16 protein-coding genes, 3 tRNA genes and 1 pseudogene are annotated in these 20,890 nt (G+C 70.6%); 11 read left to right on the top strand and 9 right to left on the bottom strand.

What is annotated here, in order from left to right:
* Positions 1-22: 22 nt before the first annotated feature.
* The 5 genes from J7E97_RS12620 to J7E97_RS12600 form a co-directional block, all read right to left on the bottom strand.
* On the bottom strand, positions 23-634 hold the full coding sequence (locus tag J7E97_RS12620; RefSeq protein WP_215025955.1) for a response regulator transcription factor: 612 nt from the start codon (positions 632-634) through the stop codon (positions 23-25).
* Positions 631-1,878 (bottom strand): sensor histidine kinase, encoded by a 1,248-nt coding sequence (locus tag J7E97_RS12615; RefSeq protein WP_215025951.1) that lies wholly within the window; start codon positions 1,876-1,878, stop codon positions 631-633. Before J7E97_RS12615 ends, J7E97_RS12620 begins: the two co-directional genes overlap by 4 nt.
* A gap of 199 nt (positions 1,879-2,077) precedes the next feature.
* Positions 2,078-2,150 (bottom strand) — tRNA-Gly (locus tag J7E97_RS12610).
* Between the two features lie 78 nt (positions 2,151-2,228).
* A tRNA-Gly gene (locus J7E97_RS12605) sits at positions 2,229-2,300 on the bottom strand.
* Between the two features lie 85 nt (positions 2,301-2,385).
* A complete protein-coding gene (locus tag J7E97_RS12600) occupies positions 2,386-2,703 on the bottom strand; it encodes an Lsr2 family protein (protein WP_215025948.1) in 318 nt (105 codons plus the stop codon).
* A 354-nt stretch (positions 2,704-3,057) separates the two neighbouring features.
* Between J7E97_RS12600 and purS the strand changes: the two genes are divergently transcribed.
* The 8 genes from purS (at position 3,058) to purM (ending at position 12,139) form a co-directional block, all read left to right on the top strand.
* Complete coding sequence (gene purS / locus J7E97_RS12595; RefSeq protein ID WP_008740952.1) at positions 3,058-3,309, top strand: phosphoribosylformylglycinamidine synthase subunit PurS; 252 nt, start codon at positions 3,058-3,060, stop codon at positions 3,307-3,309.
* A gap of 2 nt (positions 3,310-3,311) precedes the next feature.
* The gene (gene purQ / locus J7E97_RS12590; protein ID WP_215025945.1) at positions 3,312-4,016 is read left to right on the top strand and encodes a phosphoribosylformylglycinamidine synthase subunit PurQ; all 705 of its coding nucleotides are present in this window, start codon (positions 3,312-3,314) and stop codon (positions 4,014-4,016) included.
* The gene (gene purL, locus J7E97_RS12585) at positions 4,013-6,262 is read left to right on the top strand and encodes a phosphoribosylformylglycinamidine synthase subunit PurL (protein WP_215025942.1); all 2,250 of its coding nucleotides are present in this window, start codon (positions 4,013-4,015) and stop codon (positions 6,260-6,262) included. Before purQ ends, purL begins: the two co-directional genes overlap by 4 nt.
* 194 nt (positions 6,263-6,456) lie before the next feature.
* The gene (locus J7E97_RS12580; RefSeq protein ID WP_215025939.1) at positions 6,457-6,987 is read left to right on the top strand and encodes a hypothetical protein; all 531 of its coding nucleotides are present in this window, start codon (positions 6,457-6,459) and stop codon (positions 6,985-6,987) included.
* Positions 6,988-7,030: 43 nt separating this feature from the next.
* Positions 7,031-7,822 (top strand): maleylpyruvate isomerase family mycothiol-dependent enzyme, encoded by a 792-nt coding sequence (locus tag J7E97_RS12575; protein ID WP_215025936.1) that lies wholly within the window; start codon positions 7,031-7,033, stop codon positions 7,820-7,822.
* A 138-nt stretch (positions 7,823-7,960) separates the two neighbouring features.
* Entirely contained in the window at positions 7,961-8,788 is an 828-nt protein-coding gene (locus J7E97_RS12570; protein WP_215025933.1) for an META domain-containing protein, read from the top strand.
* A gap of 541 nt (positions 8,789-9,329) precedes the next feature.
* Positions 9,330-10,847 carry an amidophosphoribosyltransferase gene (gene purF / locus J7E97_RS12565; protein ID WP_215025930.1) on the top strand — a complete coding sequence of 506 codons (1,518 nt, stop codon included), beginning with the start codon at positions 9,330-9,332 and terminating at the stop codon, positions 10,845-10,847.
* 221 nt (positions 10,848-11,068) lie between these two features.
* Positions 11,069-12,139, top strand: coding sequence for a phosphoribosylformylglycinamidine cyclo-ligase (gene purM, locus J7E97_RS12560; protein ID WP_215025927.1), 1,071 nt, complete (start codon positions 11,069-11,071; stop codon positions 12,137-12,139).
* 101 nt (positions 12,140-12,240) lie between these two features.
* Here the strand turns inward: purM and J7E97_RS12555 are convergent, their stop codons facing one another.
* Positions 12,241-12,513, bottom strand: a complete 273-nt coding sequence (locus tag J7E97_RS12555) for a DUF3073 domain-containing protein (protein ID WP_215025924.1) — start codon at positions 12,511-12,513, stop codon at positions 12,241-12,243.
* A gap of 299 nt (positions 12,514-12,812) precedes the next feature.
* Positions 12,813-13,916, bottom strand: a complete 1,104-nt coding sequence (locus tag J7E97_RS12550; RefSeq protein ID WP_308346479.1) for a Glu/Leu/Phe/Val dehydrogenase dimerization domain-containing protein — start codon at positions 13,914-13,916, stop codon at positions 12,813-12,815.
* A 206-nt stretch (positions 13,917-14,122) separates the two neighbouring features.
* Here J7E97_RS12550 and J7E97_RS12545 point away from each other — a divergent pair, with 206 nt between their 5' ends.
* Complete coding sequence (locus J7E97_RS12545) at positions 14,123-14,977, top strand: hypothetical protein (RefSeq protein ID WP_215025918.1); 855 nt, start codon at positions 14,123-14,125, stop codon at positions 14,975-14,977.
* A 614-nt stretch (positions 14,978-15,591) separates the two neighbouring features.
* A complete protein-coding gene (bldC, locus tag J7E97_RS12540; protein WP_003949541.1) occupies positions 15,592-15,798 on the top strand; it encodes a developmental transcriptional regulator BldC in 207 nt (68 codons plus the stop codon).
* A gap of 620 nt (positions 15,799-16,418) precedes the next feature.
* On the opposite strand, the gene J7E97_RS12535 is transcribed toward bldC, so the two are convergent.
* Both J7E97_RS12535 and hrpA read right to left on the bottom strand, forming a co-directional pair.
* A tRNA-Asp gene (locus J7E97_RS12535) sits at positions 16,419-16,492 on the bottom strand.
* A gap of 69 nt (positions 16,493-16,561) precedes the next feature.
* Positions 16,562-20,497 carry an ATP-dependent RNA helicase HrpA gene (gene hrpA / locus J7E97_RS12530; protein WP_215025915.1) on the bottom strand — a complete coding sequence of 1,312 codons (3,936 nt, stop codon included), beginning with the start codon at positions 20,495-20,497 and terminating at the stop codon, positions 16,562-16,564.
* 129 nt (positions 20,498-20,626) lie between these two features.
* Between hrpA and J7E97_RS12525 the strand changes: the two are divergent.
* Positions 20,627-20,890, top strand: a pseudogene (locus J7E97_RS12525) (hypothetical protein); the annotation flags it as partial.

Here is a 20,890-nt window from a genome sequence, read left to right as displayed (position 1 = left end):
ATGCGCCGTAGCGCGAGAACTACTATACCCAACCTCTGGCCCGTGCGAGACGCACCGCCGTGTGCCGGTTCTCGGCCCCCAGCTTCGACGCCGCCGAGGACAGGTAGTTCCGTACCGTTCCCGGCGACAACGAGGCCCGCTCGGCGATCTCCGCGATGGGCGCCCCGTCCCCGGCCAGCTCCAGTACCTCCGCCTCCCGGGCGGTCAGCGGAGAGTCCCCCGCGCTGATCGCGTCGGCCGCCAGATCCGGGTCCACGTAACGGCCTCCGGCGTGCACGGTCCGGATCAGCTCGGCCAGCCGCTGCGCGGAGACCGTCTTCGGCGCGAAGGCCCGTACGCCCGCCGCGAGGGCCCGCTTCAGGTGGCCCGGGCGCCCGTGACTGGTCACGATCATGGTCTTGCAGTCGGGGAGCGCGGCCCGCAGGGATGTGGCCACGCTCACACCGTCCGCCCCCGGCATCTGAAGGTCCAGGACCGCGACGTCCGGCCGGTGGGCCAGCGCCATCGCGAGCGCCTCCGGCCCCGAGGCCGCCTCCGCGACGACCAGCAGGTCGTCCTCCAGTCCCAGCAGCGCGGCGAGCGCGCCCCGGATCAGGTGCTCGTCGTCGGCCAGCAGGACCCGTACGGGACTCACGCGCGTGCCTCCAGTTCCCGGACCGGTCCGGTCCGTGCCGGGCCGGGTATCTCGGCCCGCAGCCGGAACCGGCCGCCGGCGACCGGGCCGGCCTCCAGCGTGCCGTCGAGCACCGCGAGCCGTTCCCGCAGGCCCGCGAGCCCCGAGCCCGGCGGTCCGGCCGGCACCTTGGGGGCTCCGTCGTTCTCGACCACCAGCGTCAGCGCGCCCGAGGGCTCCGCCGTGAGCCGGATCACGCAGGTGCGGGCGTCGCCGTGGCGCAGCACGTTCGTCGTGGCCTCGCGCACCACCCAGCCGAGCGCCGACTGGGCTTCGGCGGGCAGCGCGCGGCCCTGCTCGTACTCCACCCGGCAGTCCATCCCGGCGGCGTGCAGCACCCCCCGGGCGCCCTCCAGCTCCACGGCGAGGTCCGCCTCTCGGTAGCCGCGGACCACGTCGCGGACCTCCTTCTGGGACTCCCGGGCGATCCGCTGCACCTCGACCATCTGGTCCACGGCCTCGGGGCGCTCGCGCCGGGCCAGCTGGACCGCCAGCTCGCTCTTGAGGGCGATCACCGCGAGGTTGCGGCCCATCACGTCGTGCAGGTCCCGCCCGAAGCGCAGCCGCTCCTCGGCCACGGCGAGCCGCGCCTGGAGCTCGCGCGCGCGGTCCAGCTCGTACACGATGGTGAGCAGCCATCCGGAGAACCCGCAGGCCGCGCTGAGGAAGAAGCCGGTCAGCAGCACGGCGACCGCGGTGCCGGCCGCCTCGTCGGCCGGTGTCCCGAAGGCGAGCGCGGCCAGGGCGACGAAGGTGGCGGCGGCCGGGGCCAGGAGGCTCCTGTGCCGGACCTCGCGCAGGCACAGGACGAGCGTGCCGCCGGCGAAAGAGGTCATCCCCGCGACGAGGGTCGGTGCCACCGTCGGATCGTCGGTGCGGCCGCTCGCGCGCAGGGCCAGGACGGCGATCACCGCCGCGGCGGTCAGGGCGGTGGTGACGACCGCGAGCCGTACGGGGCGCTCGCGCCGGCCCACGATCCAGTCCAGGGCCCGGGAGGAGAGGAAGCCGACGAGCACGGAGTGCGCGCACACGGTGACGAAGAGCGTGAGCGCGACCGCGGGGGAGGTCTTTCCGGCCATGGAGCCCAGGGCGGCCAGCCCGATCGAGAAGATCTCGATGACCACGAAGAAGTGGAACGACCAGCGCGTGTACAGCTCGACCTTCCCCGCGCTGCTGCGGTTCTTCCACCACCCGGTGAGTTTCATGGCCCCAGTCTCGCGGCGGCGCGGCCGGACGGGCCATGACACATGTCATCGGCTCCCGTGAATCGGGACATCGCGGCATCGGGCCATGGACATCGGCATGACTTCGGCACGGACATCGGCATGGACATCGGCTTGGACTTCCGGACTTCGGGGACATACGACAAAGGCCCCGATCAATGATCGGGGCCTTCATACTCTGAGCGGACGACGCGACTCGAACGCGCGACATCCACCTTGGCAAGGTGGTGCTCTACCAACTGAGCTACGTCCGCACACGCGACACAACAACTGTCGTGCGATGCGTGCATCACTCTACCCGATCCACGAACGTGATCGGTAAAGCGATGCAGAGCGGGTGACAGGGATCGCACACTGCGCCTTCCCCCTGGAAGGGGGATGTTCTACTACTGAACTACACCCGCACGACCTTCGGGTTCGGCTTGCGGCCGCGCCCTTGGCGTGATCCACACACTAGCGGACCGGTGGGGGTGGATGGCAAATCGGCTCTCAGTGAGCGGCGTTGTACTCCTCGTAGACCTTCTTCGGGATCCGCCCCCGCGGCGGGACGTCGAGCTGGTTGGAGCGGGCCCAGGCGCGGACGACCGCCGGGTCGGGGGCGATGGCGGTGTGCTTGAAGGCCTTGCCGGAGCGCGCCTGGCGGCGGCCGGCCGCCACGAACGGGGCCAGGCTCTTCCGCAGTTTCTTTGCGTTGGCCACATTGAGGTCGATCTCGTACGACTTACCGTCCAGCCCGAAGACGACCGTTTCCGATGCTTCTCCGCCATCGATGTCGTCGGAGATCGTGACTACTACGCGCTGTGCCACGGATATCGGTCCCTTCGCGCGACCCCGGTCCCCGCTGACGTGCGGCGATGGAGCGGTGATGTCGCCTGTGTGGATGTTTCGGGGCAATGCGTCTTTCCGCCTCCGCCGCGCAGCCGAAAATGCCGACGCATCGGAGGAATCCTTTGTACCCCGATTCTCATTGCATTGCGAAGCCCAGTTAATTCTCTCCGCGTGTCCCGACGCAATCCCGGGCGCGTGGTTTTCCGGTGGATTTTGCGAAGCGTTGGTGAAGCCGAAACGGCCCGGCGATCACGGACGAACGATATCTACCCGCGTAGAAATTTTCGCCGGGTACGCTGAGGGAACCGCCTTCGCACCAACCACCACACGGGAGTGCCAGTGGCACGCGTCGTAGTCGACGTCATGCTCAAGCCGGAGATCCTCGACCCTCAGGGCCAGGCGGTGCAGCGTGCACTGCCGCGCCTGGGATTCGAGGGAATCGCCGACGTCCGCCAGGGGAAGCGCTTCGAACTGGAGGTGGAGGGCCCGGTCGACCAGGCCGCCCTCGACCGCATCCACAAGATGGCCGAAACCTTCCTCGCCAACACCGTCATCGAAGACTTCACCGTGAAGGTCGAGGCCTGACGGTGACCACTCGCATCGGAGTCGTCACGTTCCCCGGAACGCTCGACGACCGTGACTCGCTGCGCGCCGTCCGCCTCGCGGGCGCCGAGCCGGTCTCGCTCTGGCACCGCGACAAGGACCTGCACCAGGTCGACGCGGTCGTCCTCGCGGGCGGCTTCTCCTACGGGGACTACCTGCGCGCCGGGGCCATCTCCCGCTTCTCGCCGGTGATGGAGACCATCATCGAGCAGGCCAAGGGCGGCATGCCCGTCCTCGGCATCTGCAACGGCTTCCAGATCCTCACCGAGGCCCACCTGCTGCCGGGGGCGATGCTCCGCAACACCGACCTGCACTTCATCTGCCGCGAGCAGAAGCTGCGGGTGGAGAACGCGGAGACCGCGTGGACCGGCGACTACACCGCCGGCCAGGAGATCTCCGTACCGCTCAAGAACATGGACGGCCGCTACGTGGCCGCCGAGCGGGTGCTGGACGAACTGGAGGCCGAAGGACGAGTGGCCTTCCGGTACGTCGTCGGCGGTGAAGCCGCCGACGGACACGGCAACCCGAACGGCTCGCTGCGCGACATCGCGGGCATCACCAACGCCGCGGGCAACGTCGTCGGCCTCATGCCGCACCCCGAGCACGCGGTCGAGCCGCTGATCGGGACGGGCCGCACCGACGGCCTCCCGTTCTTCACCTCGGTCCTGAAGAAGCTGGTCAACGCATGAGCCTCGACACGGTCAAGAACGCGACGGAGACCCCGGACGCCTCCCAGCCCTGGAAGGAACTCGGCCTCAAGGAGGACGAGTACGCCCGCATCCGCGAGATCCTCGGCCGCCGCCCCACGGGCGCCGAGCTCGCCATGTACTCCGTCATGTGGTCCGAGCACTGCTCGTACAAGAGCAGCAAGATCCACCTGAAGCAGTTCGGCGAGAAGGCCCCCGAGAACACGGCCATGCTCGTCGGCATCGGCGAGAACGCGGGCGTCGTCGACGTCGGCCAGGGCTACGCGGTCACCTTCAAGGTCGAATCGCACAACCACCCGTCGTACATCGAGCCCTACCAGGGCGCGGCCACCGGCATCGGCGGCATCGTCCGCGACATCCTCGCCATGGGCGCCCGCCCCGTCGCCGTCGTCGACCCGCTGCGCTTCGGCGCGGCTGACCACCCCGACACCAAGCGCGTCCTGCCGGGCGTCGTCGCCGGCATCGGCGGCTACGGCAACTGCCTGGGCCTGCCGAACATCGGCGGCGAGGTCGTCTTCGACGCCTGCTACCAGGGCAACCCGCTGGTCAACGCCGGCTGCATCGGCGTGATGAAGCACGAGGACATCCACCTCGCCAAGGCGTCCGGCCCCGGCAACAAGGTCATCCTCTACGGTGCCCGCACGGGCGGCGACGGCATCGGCGGCGTCTCCGTACTGGCCTCCGAGACCTTCGACTCCACCGGGCCGGCCAAGCGCCCGGCCGTCCAGGTCGGCGACCCGTTCCAGGAGAAGCTCCTCATCGAGTGCACCCTGGAGATCTTCAAGGCCGACCTGGTCTCCGGCATCCAGGACCTCGGCGGCGCCGGCCTGTCCTGCGCCACCTCCGAGCTCGCCTCGGCCGGCTCCGGCGGCATGCGCGTCGAACTGGACACCGTCCCGCTGCGCGACGCGACGCTCTCGCCCGAGGAAATCCTCATGAGCGAGTCGCAGGAACGCATGTGCGCGATCGTCGAGCCCGCCAACGTGGACGCCTTCATGGCGATCTGCGAGAAGTGGGACGTCATCGCCACCGTCATCGGCGAGGTCACCGACGGCGAGCGGCTGGAGATCTTCTGGCACGGCGAGCAGGTCGTCGACGTCCCGCCGCGCTCCGTCGCGCACGAGGGCCCGACCTACCACCGCCCGTACGCCCGCCCCGAGTGGCAGGACGCCCTCCAGGCCGACGACGCGGGCAAGCTGCCGCGGCCCACGACCTCCGAGGAGCTGCGCGCGCAGGTCCTGGCCCTGGTCTCGTCGCCGAACCAGGCCTCGAAGTCCTGGATCACCGACCAGTACGACCGCTTCGTGCAGGGCAACACGGTGCTCTCGCAGCCCGAGGACGCCGGCATGGTCCGCATCGACGAGGAGACCAACCTCGGCGTCGCCATGGCCACCGACGGCAACGGCCGCTTCGCGAAGCTCGACCCCTACACGGGCGCGCAGCTCGCGCTGGCCGAGGCGTACCGCAACGTCTCCGCGACCGGCGCCAAGCCGCTCGCGATCTCCGACTGCCTGAACTTCGGCTCCCCCGAAGACCCGGGCGTCATGTGGCAGTTCGCCGAGGCCTGCCGCGGCCTCGCCGACGGCTGCCTGGAGCTGGGCACCCCGGTGACCGGCGGCAACGTCTCGCTCTACAACCAGACCGGTGACACCGCGATCCACCCGACCCCGGTCGTGGCGGTCCTCGGTGTGATCGACGACGTCAACCGCCGCACGCCGATGGCGTTCGCGGAGGCCGGCCAGCTGCTGTACCTGCTCGGCGACACCGCCGGGGAGTTCGGCGGCTCCGCCTGGTCCGAGGTCGTCCACCAGCACCTGGGCGGCATGCCGCCCAAGGTGGACCTGGGCCGCGAGAAGCTGCTCGGCGAGATCCTGATCTCGGCCTCGCGCGACGGCATGATCGACGCCGCGCACGACCTGTCCGACGGCGGCGTGATCCAGGCGCTCACCGAGTCCTGCCTGCGCGGCGGCAACGGTGCGCGGATCGTGGTGCCCGAGGCGCTGGACGCCTTCACCTTCCTGTTCTCCGAGTCCGCGGGCCGGGCCATCGTGGCCGTCCCGCGCAGCGAGGAGCTCCGCTTCACCGACATGTGCGGTGCGCGGGGCCTGCCGGCGACCCGGATCGGCGTGGTGGACGGCGACGAGATCGAGATCCAGGGCGAGTTCACCCTCCCCCTGGCGGAGCTCCGCCAGGCCCACGAGGCGACGATCCCGGCCCTGCTGGCCTGAGTCGCCGCTCTTCGTGATCCTCGCTCCGAGCCCCCGTCCGGAAGATCCGGACGGGGGCTCGGGCGTTCCGGGGCCGGGACCCTTGTAGGCGCTCGCGCGAGGACGTAACTTCGCCGCATGCAGCAGGAATTGGATCAAGAGCCGGGCGCGTGCGCCGGTCGGCCCGAACGCCGGCCGGCCGCGTCGGGCAGCCGGTGACCAGGGGGAAGGCGCTCCTGAGCGTCGTCATCGCGGCCGGCCTGGCTCTGGGCGGCTGGGCCCTGTACGACGCGTACCGGACCCGTGAGGACAGCCGGGCGGAGATCACCGAGGCCTGCCAGGGCCTGGTGGACCCGGATGCGGTGATGCGGTTCGGCGGCTCCGGGAACAAGGTGGACGCCGACTCCGCGGGGCAGCACCTGTGCGTGCTGCGCCGGGAGGTGACCTTCGAGGGCCAGGAGGAGATGCACCCGTACTTCTCGCTCACGGTGGCCGCCTCGAACGATGCCGAGCCGGGCGAGAGCCGGTTCGACCTCGGTGTCCGCTCGGTCGCGGTGACCGCGAAGTGCGCCGATCCGGTGAAGTCCGGCGGGGTGACCTCCCTGCGGGTGACCGCCGCCACCGAGTACGACCGCGCGGACCGCGGCGAGCCCGGGACCCTGGCGGCGCTGGCCCGCGGGGCGGCCCTGCGCGCGGCGGCGAAAGCGGGCTGCGAGACCGCCCTGCCCCGAGCGCCGAAGGACTGACGCATCCGGATCCCGAGCCGCCGGGCGAAGTAGGGTCGGCCCCATGCCGCCCGCCAAGAAGAAGCCGCGCACCTACGACCACGCCAAGACCCGCGCGGCCGTCCTCGCGCAGTTCGGGCACGTCCGCGACGCCGTACGGGAGTTGGACGCCGAGCGGCTCGCCCGGCCGAGCGGGGTCGGGGACTGGTCCGTCGCCGAACTCGCCGCGCACATCGCCTGGATCGCCGAATCGCTGGCCGGCGGCCTCGACCGGCCGCCCGCCGCCGTTGCCGAGCTGGCCGCCGCCGAGTGGCCCTTCGCGACGGCCTCCCTCGCCGGGAAGATCGCCGAGGCGGCCAAGGAGACCCTCGAGGGCGCCCCGCTGTCCGAGCTCTACGACGGGGCCGCCGCCCGCTTGGCCGAGGCGCTCGAAAGGAACCCCGGCGGCCGGGTGCTGGACCTGTGGATCGGGGCCATGACCCTGGCCGACTTCCTGGTCACCCGGACCGTCGAGCTCGTCGTCCACACCGAGGACCTGCGCCGCGCCACCGGAATGGACATCCCGATCGACCGACAGGCCCTGGCGGCCTGCACCCGGCTGCTCGCCGACGCCCTGGCGCTCAAGGCGCCGGGCGGCTCGGTGGAGGTGCGCATCCCGCCGTTCGCGGTGGTCCAGTGCATCGAGGGCCCCCGGCACACCCGCGGCACCCCGCCGAACGTGGTGGAGACCGACCCGGTGACCTGGATCCGGCTCGCGACCGGCCGTACGGGCTGGGCCGCCGCGCTGGACGAGGCCCGGGTCCGGGCCAGCGGCGAGCGCGCCGACCTCTCGGCGCTGCTCCCCCTGATGAGCTGACCGGCCGGATGTGCTGACCGGCCGGATGTGCTGACCGGCCGGATGTGCCGACCGGCCGGACGGGCCGGGCGCATGAGCCGACCGGGCGGACGGGCCGACGGGGCGGAACCGCCTCGGCGCGGGATCCGTCCCACCGGTATGCGTACCCTCCGGCACGTCGCCCTCGCCCTCGCGCTCACCGCCGCGACCACGGCCACCGCCGCTGCCTGCGGTGACGGCTCCGGCCCCCGCGGCACGTACCCCGGCAGCGGTTTCTCCGGATCCTGGTCGGTCCAGAGCCTGACCGTGGACGGGAAGACGCTGACCGCTCCCGCCGCCGCCCGGCTGACCGTGGAGCCTGCCCGCAAGGGTCACGACGGGCAGGCCACCGGCAACTACGGCTGCAACGGCTTCACCGCCGCGGTCGTCTTCGACACCGGCTCCACCATGACCGTGACGCCGGGCAGCGTCACCGACATGGCCTGCGCCGACCTGCCGTTCGAGACGGCCTTCGGCAAGCTGTTCCGGGGCCGGCTGACCGTCGAAGGCGGGGCGCAGGAGGTCACCTTGAAGACCCCGGACGGGAACGCGATCGCCTTGACCTCGGAGCCCCGTACTCCTGACGCCCCGCTCATCGCCACCGCCTGGACCGTGAACTCCCTGGTCGACGGCGGTACCACCGCCTCGGTCCCCGCCGGCGCCGAGGGCGCGGCCCGCTTCACCGTCGGCGCCGACGGCTCCGCGAGCGGCAGCCTCGGCTGCAACCGCTTCAACGCCAAGGCCACCGTCGACGGGGACTCGCTCACCTTCGGACCGCTCGCCACGACGCGGATGGCGTGCGAGGGCGCGGTGGGCGACCTGGAGCGGACGCTGACCGACCTGTTCGGCAGCGGCACGCTCCGTTGGAAGATCCACGGCGACGCCCTCGACCTGACGGCGACCACCGGCAAGGGCCTCACCGCCACCGCGGCCTCCGCGGTGGAGTGAGCCCCCGAGCAACCGCCTGCGGGGTCAGCCCGGGTACGGCAGCAGCCCCGCGTCCGTCTTCCCCCAGGCCGCCCGCAGCTCCGCCAGCCGCGCCGGCTCCAGCGCCCAGGATGAACAGGACGTTCGGGCGGCGGGCGCCTCCGAAGGCGCGGCGGGACAGCTTGCTGTTGTACGAAGACACAGGTGCTCCAAGGCGCAGCTCACCCGCCCGCCCCGGGCGGGGCGCGGGACGGCGCGCGGCACGGCAGGGCAGGGCTGGGCGGAGCGGAATTGCGAAAGGGGTAAGAAGAGTTGTGGCTACGCGAAACAGCGACAGATGGCGCGCGCGCCACGGACCAGGTCCACGTGCCGACGCTCTACGAGGGTGACGGAACGGTCACCGAGGGGCTGTATGAGCCGAGAGCCCGTACGAATGCGCTCGTACCTGTCAACAAGGGCATCCGCATACCGAGACCGGGCTGCGCGGTCACCCTCCGTGCTGTGACATTTCCCGGGCGTCCCCAATTCGGACCAGTGGTCGATCTCGCCTACACTCGGAGATGTGCCTCGTGGTGATGGACGACTCAACCACGACCTGCTCCCCGGCGAAAAAGGCCCCCAGGACGCTTGCGGCGTCTTCGGTGTCTGGGCTCCGGGTGAAGAGGTCGCCAAGCTCACCTACTTCGGACTGTATGCACTGCAGCACCGCGGACAAGAGTCCGCGGGCATCGCTGTGAGCAACGGTTCCCAGATCCTCGTCTTCAAGGACATGGGACTCGTTTCCCAGGTCTTCGACGAAACCTCTCTCGGCTCGCTCCAAGGTCATATCGCGGTCGGTCACGCCCGCTACTCGACCACCGGAGCCTCCGTCTGGGAGAACGCCCAGCCGACCTTCCGTGCGACCGCCCACGGCTCCATTGCCCTGGGTCACAACGGCAACTTGGTGAACACCGCCGAGCTCGCCGAGATGGTCGCCGACCTCCCCCGTCAGGACGGCCGTGCCACCCAGGTGGCGGCCACGAACGACACCGACCTGGTCACCGCCCTGCTGGCCGGCCAGACGGACGACGACGGCAAGCCCCTGACCATCGAGGAGTCGGCCACCAAGGTCCTCCCGAAGGTGAAGGGCGCCTTCTCGCTCGTCTTCATGGACGAGGGAACGCTCTACACCGCCCGTGACCCGCAGGGCATCCGCCCGCTGGTCCTCGGCCGCCTCGAGCGCGGCTGGGTGGTCGCGAGCGAGACCGCTGCCCTCGACATCTGCGGCGCCAGCTTCGTCCGCGAGGTCGAGCCGGGCGAGCTCATCGCGATCGACGAGAACGGTCTGCGGAGCTCTCGCTTCGCGGAAGCGAAGCCCAAGGGCTGTGTCTTCGAGTACGTCTACCTGGCGCGCCCGGACACCGACATCGCCGGCCGGAACGTCTACCTCTCGCGCGTCGAGATGGGCCGACGCCTGGCCAAGGAAGCCCCGGCCGACGCGGACCTGGTGATATCGACGCCGGAATCCGGCACGCCCGCCGCCGTCGGATACGCCGAAGCCAGCGGGATTCCGTACGGCGTCGGCCTGGTCAAGAACGCGTACGTGGGCCGGACCTTCATCCAGCCCTCGCAGACGATCCGCCAGCTCGGCATCCGCCTCAAGCTCAACCCCCTCAAGGAAGTCATCCGGGGCAAGCGCCTGGTGGTCGTCGACGACTCGATCGTCCGCGGCAACACCCAGCGCGCCCTGGTCAAGATGCTCCGCGAGGCCGGCGCGGCCGAGGTCCACATCCGGATCTCCTCGCCGCCGGTGAAGTGGCCGTGCTTCTTCGGCATCGACTTCGCCACCCGGGCCGAGCTGATCGCCAACGGCATGTCGGTCGATGAGATCGCCAAGTCGCTGGGCGCGGACTCGCTCTCGTACATCTCGCTCGACGCGATGGTCGAGGCGACCACCATCCAGAAGCCCAACCTCTGCCGTGCCTGCTTCGACGGCGAGTACCCCATGGAACTGCCCGACCCGCAGCTCCTGGGCAAGCAGCTCCTGGAGACGGAGCTGGCCGGCGGCAGCGACGCCGCCGACGCGCTCCGGCGCCCGTAGGCCACACCCCTGTACGGCCGTGACTACGGGGACCGCAACCCCGCGGGCGCGGCCGGGCAGGGGACACGCAGCCTCGCGGGGCTCGCAGCTCCGTGCGGCACGACACCCGTAGGGCCGGCGAGCCCTGTCCACCCTGCTCCACCTGCGCGGGGCCCTGCCTTTGAAGCTTCTCCCGGGGCCCCGCACCACACGCAGCAACGACACGAAAGCTCTCTCCTGTCATGACAGAGAAGACCACCGGTGCCAGCTACGCAGCCGCGGGCGTCGACATCGACGCCGGGGACCGCGCCGTAGAGCTGATGAAGGAGTGGGTGAAGAAGACGCAGCGCCCCGAGGTCCTCGGCGGCCTCGGCGGCTTCGCCGGCCTCTTCGACGCCTCCGCCCTCAAGCGCTACGAGCGCCCCCTGCTCGCCTCCGCCACCGACGGCGTCGGCACCAAGGTGGACATCGCCCGCCGCATGGGCGTCTACGACACCATCGGCCACGACCTGGTCGCGATGGTCATGGACGACATCGTCGTCTGCGGCGCCGAACCCCTCTTCATGACCGACTACATCTGCGTCGGCAAGGTCCACCCCGAGCGGGTCGCGGCCATCGTCAAGGGCATCGCCGAGGGCTGTGTCCTGGCCGGCTGCGCCCTGGTCGGCGGCGAGACCGCCGAGCACCCGGGCCTGCTGGGTCCGGACGACTTCGACGTGGCGGGCGCCGGCACCGGCGTCGTCGAGTACGACGGGCTGCTGGGCGCCGATCGCATCCGTACGGGCGACGCCGTCATCGCGATGGCGTCCTCGGGTCTTCACTCGAACGGGTACTCGCTGGTCCGCCACGTCCTCTTCGACCGGGCCGGAATGTCCCTGGAGGGCCACGTCGAGGAGCTCGGCCGGACCCTCGGCGAGGAGCTGCTGGAGCCCACGAAGATCTACTCGCTGGACTGCATGGCCCTCACCCGCACCGCTGAGGTCCACGCCTACTCCCACATCACGGGCGGCGGCCTCGCGGCCAACCTCGCCCGGGTGATCCCGGACCACCTGCACGCCACGGTCGACCGCTCGACCTGGGCCCCGGGCGCGATCTTCGACCTGGTCGGCAAGGCCGGGCAGGTGGAGCGCCTGGAGCTGGAGAAGACCCTGAACATGGGCGTCGGCATGATGGCCGTGGTCCCGCAGGAGTCGGTGGACGTGGCCCTGACCGCTCTGGGCGACCGGGGCGTCGACGCCTGGGTCGCGGGAGAGATCCAGGGCCGCGGCGACCGCGCCGAGGGCGCGACCATGACCGGCGACTACGCGAGCTGATCAGCGCGGCCGCGTGCGAACAGCACGGAAACCCGGCCCGGGGCGATGCCCTGGACCGGGTTCCGGTGTTTTAGACCTGGCGTGCAGACACCGTGAGAGCGTCAAGCGCCGCGGCGATGCGCAGACGGACCGGACTCCTCGTCCTCGTCCTCGTCGTCATCGTCGTTGTAGAGGGCCGCGTACTTGGCGTACGGGTCCTCTTCATCGTCATCGTCATCGTCCTCGACTTCGACCGGCACGCTGACAGGCAGCGGCGGATCAGTCGGCGATGCGCCCAGCTCATTGGCCAGACGCGACAAGTCAGTCCCGCCGCTGCTGTACTTCAGCTGGCGGGCGACCTTCGTCTGCTTGGCCTTTGCCCGGCCGCGCCCCATGGCTCGACCCCCTCGGTGACGGGGCTCGACGGCCCCAGAGTCTGACACGCGTTCATGGTTCGGAGCGGGCTCTCCGTGGAGAGACCGTCCGTAGGGGTTTAACGGTACCTGCTTCCGCGGCCATACGGTACGTCGCCCGCATGACGCGCCCCGGTGCAGTACCAACGAGGCGCCCCGTCCTCGCTGGTCAGCTGCGATTTTAGCCCTTTCCTGACGAGCGACCCGCCGAAGCGCAGTGAGTTCCGTCTCGCCGCGCCCCGGCGGGCACACTCACGGGCCCCGTAAGGGCCCGGTGAGGATCAGGCCGTGCGGGCCGCGCGGGCCGCGCGGGCGTCGGCCATGCGCTGCTCGGCGATCCGGTCGGCGGCGGCGGCCGGCGGGATCCCGTCGGACTTCGCACGCGCGAAGATTTCCAGCGTGGTGTCGAAGATCTTCGCGGCCTTCGCCTTGCAGCGGTCGAAGTCGAAACCGCGCAGCTCGTCGGCGACCTGGATGACCCCGCCCGCGTTGACCACGTAGTCCGGCGCGTAGAGGATCCCGCGGTCCGCGAGGTCCTTCTCGACGCCCGGGTGCGCGAGCTGGTTGTTCGCCGCGCCGCAGACGACCTTCGCGGTCAGGGCCGGCACCGAGGTGTCGTTCAGGGCCCCGCCCAGCGCGCAGGGGGCGTAGATGTCCAGGCCCGCGACGCGGATCAGCGCCTCGGTGTCGGCGACGGCCGTCACCTTGCCCGGGTGCTTGTCCAGGATCCGCCGCACGGACTCCTCGCGGACGTCCGTGATCACGACCTCCGCGCCGTCCGTCAGCAGGTGCTCGACCAGGTGGTGGCCCACCTTGCCGACGCCCGCCACGCCGACCTTGCGGCCGCGCAGGGTCGGGTCGCCCCACAGGTGCTGGGCGCTGGCGCGCATGCCCTGGAAGACGCCGAAGGCGGTGAGGACCGAGGAGTCGCCGGCGCCGCCGTTCTCGGGGGAGCGGCCGGTCGCCCAGCGGGTCTCGCGGGCCACGACGTCCATGTCCGCCACGTAGGTGCCGACGTCGCAGGCGGTCACGTAGCGGCCGCCGAGGGACTCCACGAACCGGCCGTAGGCCAGCAGCAGTTCCTCGGACTTCAAGACGTCCGGGTCGCCGATGATGACGGCCTTGCCGCCGCCGAGGTCGAGCCCGGCGAGCGCGTTCTTGTACGACATGCCGCGCGCGAGGTTCAGCGCGTCGAGGACGGCTTCCTCGTCCGAGGCGTACGCGTGGAAGCGGGTGCCGCCGAGGGCCGGGCCCAGGGCGGTGGAGTGGATCGCGATGACGGCCTTGAGGCCGGAGGCTCGGTCCTGGCACAGCACGACTTGCTCGTGGCCGCCCTGTTCCGTGCGGAACAGGGTGTGCAGGACGCCGTCGGTCATTTCGGTCACGGTGGTGACTCCCATAAGAGGTGCGGCGGGAAAGACGCCCGCCCTGCGGGTGGGGGAGGGCGTGCTGGGAGCAGCGTAAGACCTCCGGGGCCCGGTGATCCTCCCTGTCCGAAGATCGGAACACTCCCGGGGTACGGGCGGGCCCCGCGGGGGGTCCGCCCGCCCGCGCCGGAGTACCGGCGTGCGCCGCGGGGGAGTACGAGAGCGTGAGCGAATCCCCCGATCCCCGACTGCCCTCCGCCCGCTCGGCGTCCGCGGTCCCGTACGCCTCGTACCTGCGCGTCTACGAGCCGCTGACGGCCTTCCCGGAGCCCGAGCGCACGCACTGGGCCGACTACGCCCGGCGCGGGACCGGCGTGAGCGCCCAGGACGAACTGCGCCGGTCGCTGGTGGATTTGGTACGGGTGCCCGTGGTCGGGGTCCCGGCGCACGAGAGCGCGGACGCGTTCACCGCGGAGGTGGACGGGGTGCTGATGGTCTGCCCGTGGCGTACGCGGCTGCGCGGCTGGCTGGCGCTCCAGGAGCTGTCGGCCGAGTTCCCGCCGTCGGTGCTCGACGCCGTCCTGCCCGCGGCGACCCGCCGTCGGGCGACCGAGGAGTACGAGGCCTGGCGCGGGCGGAACCCCGACGCGCGCCCGTGGATCCGCACCGGGGTGTGGCAGGTGCCGCTGCGCTGGTTCGTGCTGGTGGCGGACGAGGAGCGGGAGTACGTGCCGGGCGAGCGGCTGCGGTACCGGACGCCGATGGTGCAGGCCCGGCGCCGGCTGGCGCGGGGGCTGCGGACGCTGCGCGAGGCGGAGGGGTACGGAATGCTCGTCGAGGGGCTGGTGGAGGTCGGGAGCTGGCTGGAGGAGTTCCACCCGCGCTCGATGGTGGAGCTGGACTACGGCGGGCTGCCGCACGCGTTCCCGGCGGACGCTCTGGCCGGCGACCACTCGGCCCGGGACGTGGCGCAGGGGATCGCGGCGCTGCGGGCCGGGGACATGGACGGGGCGGCGCAGACGTACGCGGTCCTCGCGGAGCGGTGGCGGGCGGTCCGGGAGCGGCTCTTCGCGAACTAGTCCGGGAGCGGCTCCGCGCGAAAGGGCGCGGCGGCTCTCCTCGAACCCGCGGGCGGCGGATCCGGGCCGGTAGCGGCCCGGGCCGCCGATGTCCACCCGCCGGTCGGCCGACCCCGGAGGAGTACGGGCAGGTCAGGGGTCGGGATGCCCTCTTTTGGGTCTTTGTTCCGGGACCTACGTCCCGATACGGGCCATTGGCCCAAGCGTGACGGACCGCACTATCTACACCCTTGCGCCCTTCCCCTACCCTCATGCCAAAATAGGACAAGGAGTCCGGGGAGGGTTCCTTCCGTCCAACTAAGGGCGGAATGCTCGGCATTGCGCTCTACGGGGGGTCTGACGGCTCCTGATCGCTCTGTGACTGATCGTCACAGTGGGGTGACTGTCCGTTATGGGACGGTCCATCGGCTTCCGCCGCTGATGAACACCTCGGAGGGCAATTCCATCGGTTTGGCCGTCGAGGCTGGACGGATGGTGTAGTTGTAGTGCCGAGGACAAGCCGTTCGTCCTATAACCGACTCGGCCCGCGTATGTCCATTTCGGGCAACGCGGGCCAAGGTGCAGAATTTAGAGGAAAGAACCGAGATGGTTCGGTTCTCCCGAGGAGGCCGCTCATGACCGCTCGCACCCCTGATGCCGAGCCGCTGCTGACCCCGGCTGAGGTCGCCACGATGTTCCGCGTGGACCCGAAGACGGTCACCCGTTGGGCCAAGGCTGGCAAGCTCACGTCCATCCGCACCCTGGGTGGACACCGCCGTTACCGCGAGGCTGAGGTCCGCGCACTGCTTGCGGGAATTCCGCAGCAGCGCAGCGAGGCCTGAGGTTCCGCAGCACAACTTATTGCCGGACGTTTATCGGGTCCCCCAATCCGATGAACCGCACATAGCTTCATGCGACCGGACCTGCCCCAACAGGTTCGCTTGTCGTCGATCGCGCTGGACTCCGCCGGGTCCAGCGCGATCTTTTTTATGCCCTGGTCAGGGTCCTATCGAACGGGCGCACGGCCCTGCGGGGGTAGGTGCAATTGCACATATTAAATCGAGCAGGCGTAGGGGTGCGATAAAAGGGTGCACCTCAAAAACACATCAGGTGACTCCCGTCACAGTTGATCACTCTTGTACATCCGGCAATGCACCCGTAAAGGGAGGTCCGGGGCAGAGCGCATCGTGCGAACGGAGGATCCGCGGCCGGATCCCCGGGCCGCCGAGGAGCCGCGCGCGAGCGGGGACCCCGGGTTGATCCGGAACGGGCCTCGCGAGGCCCGTGGCGGCCCCCAGGGGCGCTGTGAAGGCGCGCGGGGCGCCCGTGGAGGGCCGGGCGGGCCCGGGACGCCCGCGGGGGCCGTGAATCCGCGGGGTTGGGGTCAGGGTCAGGCCCCCACGCCGCACCCGGAAACGCAGCAGGGCCCGCATCCCTGAGGATGTGGGCCCTGCTGTTGTTGCGAACCTGACGGGACTTGAACCCGCGACCTCCACCTTGACAGGGTGGCGAGCTAACCAACTGCTCCACAGGTCCTCGATTTGCGGCCGCTGGGCGGCTACGAATCAGACTGTACCGCAGCTCAGGGGGTGCAGTAAAACCCGGTCACCGGGCGGGCCCCGGGGCGGCCGCGTCCACCGCCTTCACGATGCGCTTGTCGGAGATCGGATACGCCGTTCCGAGCGCGTGCGCGAAGTAGCTGACCCGCAGTTCCTCCAGCATCCAGCGGATCTCCGTGACGGCCTCCGGGACCGGCCGGCCCTTCGGCAACTGCTCCAGCAGCCACAGGTACTCGTCCCGCATCTCCTGGACCTTCTCCATGCGCGTGGTGTCGCGCTGGACCCCCGTGGGCATCTGCTGGAGCCGCCGGTCGGCCGCCACCAGGTAGCGCATCAGGTCCGGCAGCCGGCGCAGTCCGGCCAGGGTGACGAAGCCGGCCGGCACGAGGGCCGCCAGCTGCGTCTTCACGTCCTGGACGTTCGGCATGAGGGCCAGGCTGTTCGTGGACTTCAGCCGGCGCTCGCAGGCCTGCCAGGCCGCCAGGACCTGTTGCACCTGCGTGATCGTCCGTACGGTCGTGTCCACCAGGTCGGCGCGGACGGCCTCGTAGAGCTTGCGGAAGCCCGCTTCGTCCCAGGCCGGGCCGCCGTGGTCCGCGATCAGCTTGTCGGTGGCCGCCGTCGCGCAGTCGTCGAACAGGGCCTGGATCGAGCCGTGCGGATTGCGCGACAGGGCCAGCTTCTGCTGGTTGCTGAGGTGGTCCGAGGCGAACTTCGCCGGGTTCACCGGGATGTTGAGCAAGATCAGCCGCCGGGTGCCCAGCCACATCGCCTGCTGCTGCTCGGCCTCGGTGTCGAAGAGGCGTACGGAGACGCTCGTGCCCTCGTCCACCAGCGCCGGGTACGCCTTCACCGGCTGACCGGCCCGCCGTGTCTCGAAGACCTTGGTCAGCGTGCCGATCGTCCAGTCCGTCAGGCCGGTCTTCTCCACCGACTCGCCGCCCGCCCGCTCGGCGGTGGCGGCGGCCGCCTGGGAGAGGGCCTGGCGGGCCTTGGGCTTGAGCCGCAGCCGCAGGGCCTCCAGGTCCTTGGCCTCGCCGAGGTTCTTGCGCCGCTCGTCGACGATCCGGAAGGTGATCTTCAGGTGGTCGGGGATGCGGGTGAGGTCGAAGTCCTCGGCCGTGACCGGCACCCCGACCATCCGGTGCAGCTCGCGGGCCAGCGTCACGTGCAGGGGCTCCTGCAGCGGGTGCGCCGTCGCCAGGAAGCGGGTCGCGAAGTTGGGCGCGGGCACGTAGTGCCGGCGGATCGGCTTCGGCAGCGAGCGGATCAGCTCGGTGACGACCTCCTCCCGCAGGCCCGGGATCTGCCAGTCGAAGCCCTCGTCGGTGACCTGGTTCAGCACGTGGAGCGGGATGTGGACGGTCACGCCGTCCGCGTCCGCGCCCGGCTCGAACTGGTAGGTCACCCGGAACTTCAGCTGCCCCTGCTGCCAGGAGTCCGGATAGTCGGCCTTGGTGACCCCGGCCGCCTTCTCCGTCAGCAGCATCTCGCGCTCGAAGTCGAGCAGCTCGGGCTCGTCCCGCTTCTTGTGCTTCCACCACGAGTCGAAGTGCGCCCCGGACACCACGTGTTCGGGGATGCGCTGGTCGTAGAAGTCGAAGAGCGTCTCGTCGTCGACCACGATGTCGCGGCGCCGGGCCCGGTTCTCCAGCTCCTCCACCTCGGTGAGGAGCTTGCGGTTGTCGGCGTAGAACTTGTGGTGGGTCCGCCAGTCGCCCTCGACGAGGGCGTTGCGGATGAACAGATCGCGGGAGACCTCGGCGTCGATCCGGCCGTAGTTGATCTTTCGCTGCGCGACGATCGGCACACCGTAGAGCGTGACCTTCTCGAAGGCCATGACGGCCGCCTGGTCCTTCTCCCAGTGCGGCTCGCTGTACGTGCGCTTGATCAGGTGCTGGGCGAGCGGCTCCACCCACTCCGGCTCCACCTTGGCGTTGACCCGGGCCCACAGCCGCGAGGTCTCCACCAGTTCCGCCGACATCAGGAACTTCGGCTGCTTCTTGAAGAGCGCCGAACCGGGGAAGATCGCGAACTTGGCGGACCGGGCCCCCAGGTACTCGTTCTTGTCCGTGTCCTTGAGCCCGATGTGCGAGAGCAGGCCGGCCAGCAGCGAGATGTGCACGCTCGTCTCGGGAGCGTCCGCCTCGTTGACGTGCAGGCCCATGGTCTTGGCGACCGTACGCAACTGCGAATAGATGTCCTGCCACTCGCGGATCCGCAGGAAGTTCAGGTACTCCTGCTTGCACATCCGGCGGAAGGAGGAGGAGCCGCGCTCCTTCTGCTGCTCGCGGATGTAGCGCCACATGTTCAGGAACGAGAGGAAGTCGCTCGTCTCGTCCTTGAACCGGGCGTGGTTCTGGTCGGCCTGGGTCTGCTTGTCCGAGGGCCGCTCGCGCGGGTCCTGGATGGACAGGGCCGCCGCGATGACCATGACCTCGCGGACGCAGTTGTTCTTGTCGGCCTCCACCACCATGCGGGCCAGGCGCGGGTCCACCGGGAGCTGGGCGAGCTGGCGGCCCATCGGGGTGAGCCGCTTCTTCTGATCCTTCTCGGCCGGGTCGAGCGCGCCGAGCTCCTGGAGGAGCTGCACGCCGTCGCGGATGTTGCGGTGGTCCGGCGGGTCGATGAAGGGGAACTTCTCGATCTCGCCGAGGCCGGCCGCCGTCATCTGGAGGATCACCGAGGCGAGGTTGGTGCGCAGGATCTCGGCGTCCGTGAACTCCGGACGGGTGGTGAAGTCGTCCTCGGAGTAGAGGCGGATGCAGATGCCGTCCGAGGTGCGCCCGCAGCGGCCCTTGCGCTGGTTGGCGCTGGCCTGCGAGATCCGCTCGATGGGCAGGCGCTGGACCTTGGTGCGGTGGCTGTAGCGGGAGATGCGGGCGTTGCCGGGGTCGATCACGTACTTGATGCCCGGGACGGTCAGCGAGGTCTCGGCGACGTTGGTCGCGAGGACGATCCTGCGGCCCGTGTGCTGCTGGAAGACCCGGTGCTGCTCGGCGTGCGAGAGGCGGGCGTAAAGAGGGAGGACCTCGGTATGGCGGAGCCCCCGCTTCTCCAGCGCGTCCGCCGTGTCGCGGATCTCGCGCTCGCCGGAGAGGAAGACCAGGACGTCGCCCGGGCCCTCCGCCTGGAGTTCGTCCACGGCCTCGCAGATCGCGGTGATCTGGTCCCGGTCCGCGTCCTCGGAGTCGTCCTCCAGGAGCGGGCGGTAGCGGACCTCCACCGGATACGTACGGCCGCTGACCTCGACGATCGGGGCCTCGCCGAAGTGCCGGGAGAAGCGCGCCGGGTCGATCGTCGCCGAGGTGATGATCACCTTGAGGTCGGGGCGCTTGGGCAGCAGCGTGGCCAGGTACCCGAGCAGGAAGTCGATGTTCAGGGACCGCTCGTGGGCCTCGTCGATGATGATCGTGTCGTACGCGCGCAGCTCGCGGTCCGTCTGGATCTCGGCGAGCAGGATGCCGTCCGTCATCAGCTTCACGAAGGTGGCGTCCTGGTCCACCTGATCGGTGAAGCGGACCTTCCAGCCGACGGTCTGGCCGATCTCGGACTTCAGCTCCTCCGCGATGCGCTCCGCGACCGTGCGGGCCGCGATCCGGCGGGGCTGGGTGTGCCCGATCATGCCCCGGACACCGCGCCCCAGCTCCATGCAGATCTTGGGGATCTGCGTGGTCTTGCCGGAGCCGGTCTCGCCCGCGACGATCACGACCTGGTGGTCGCGTATCGCCTCGGCGATCTCGTCCTTCTTCTGGCTGACGGGAAGGTTCTCGGGATACGTGACCTCCGGCTTCCGCGAGGCGCGCCCGGCCAGTCGCGCGGCGGCCTTTTCGGCCTCCGCGGCGATCTCGTCGAGCACGGCCTGCTTGGCCTCGGGCTGGCGGATGCGGCGGGCGCCTTCGAGGCGGCGGCCGAGGCGGTGCGCGTCACGGAGGGAGATCTGACCGAGAAGCGTCTGCAGGGCGGCGAAGGAAGTAGACATACCTGGTCGAGGATCTCACCCGTAGGTGCCGGGTGGCGAACGCATTTGTGGGCGGACCCGTACGATTTCGGGACGACTCCCCCCGAGTCCCCCGACGATCCCGCGTATACGAGTGAGAGGCCGCCCACGATGTCCCGCCCCCAACGCCTCCGCCGCGTGTTCGCGGTGCTGGTGGGCTGGGTACTGCTCGTCGGGGCCCTCACCGCCGGGGCCGGAGCCGCTCCCGGGGTCGCCGCTCCCGGGGTCGCCGCGTCCGGGGCCGCCGGGCAGGGCCCCGGGCGGTCCGTGGCCCCCGTGGAGCCGCCCGCCGCTTCCGTCGCTTCCGCCGCATCCGCCGCTCCCGGCGTGGTCGCGGCCTCTGCCGGCTTCGCGTCCGCCGGGTCCCCCGGGCCG

It is taken from the genome of Streptomyces sp. ISL-66, assembly GCF_018614135.1.
Classification (GTDB): Bacteria; Actinomycetota; Actinomycetes; order Streptomycetales; family Streptomycetaceae; genus Streptomyces.
Note: the sequence above shows the minus strand (reverse complement) of the source record. Positions and strands in the feature narration are given on the sequence as shown.

Excerpts from the sequence above, each read along its gene's own strand:
- bldC (WP_003949541.1), top strand. The coding sequence starts at position 15,592 with ATGACCGCTCGCACCCCTGATGCCGAGCCGCTGCTGACCCCGGCTGAG.
- purM (WP_215025927.1), top strand. The coding sequence starts at position 11,069 with ATGACAGAGAAGACCACCGGTGCCAGCTACGCAGCCGCGGGCGTCGAC.
- J7E97_RS12575 (WP_215025936.1), top strand. The coding sequence starts at position 7,031 with ATGCCGCCCGCCAAGAAGAAGCCGCGCACCTACGACCACGCCAAGACC.
- J7E97_RS12615 (WP_215025951.1), bottom strand. The coding sequence starts at position 1,878 with ATGAAACTCACCGGGTGGTGGAAGAACCGCAGCAGCGCGGGGAAGGTC.
- J7E97_RS12570 (WP_215025933.1), top strand. The coding sequence starts at position 7,961 with ATGCGTACCCTCCGGCACGTCGCCCTCGCCCTCGCGCTCACCGCCGCG.
- J7E97_RS12555 (WP_215025924.1), bottom strand. The coding sequence starts at position 12,513 with ATGGGGCGCGGCCGGGCAAAGGCCAAGCAGACGAAGGTCGCCCGCCAG.
- hrpA (WP_215025915.1), bottom strand. The coding sequence starts at position 20,497 with ATGTCTACTTCCTTCGCCGCCCTGCAGACGCTTCTCGGTCAGATCTCC.
- purL (WP_215025942.1), top strand. The coding sequence starts at position 4,013 with ATGAGCCTCGACACGGTCAAGAACGCGACGGAGACCCCGGACGCCTCC.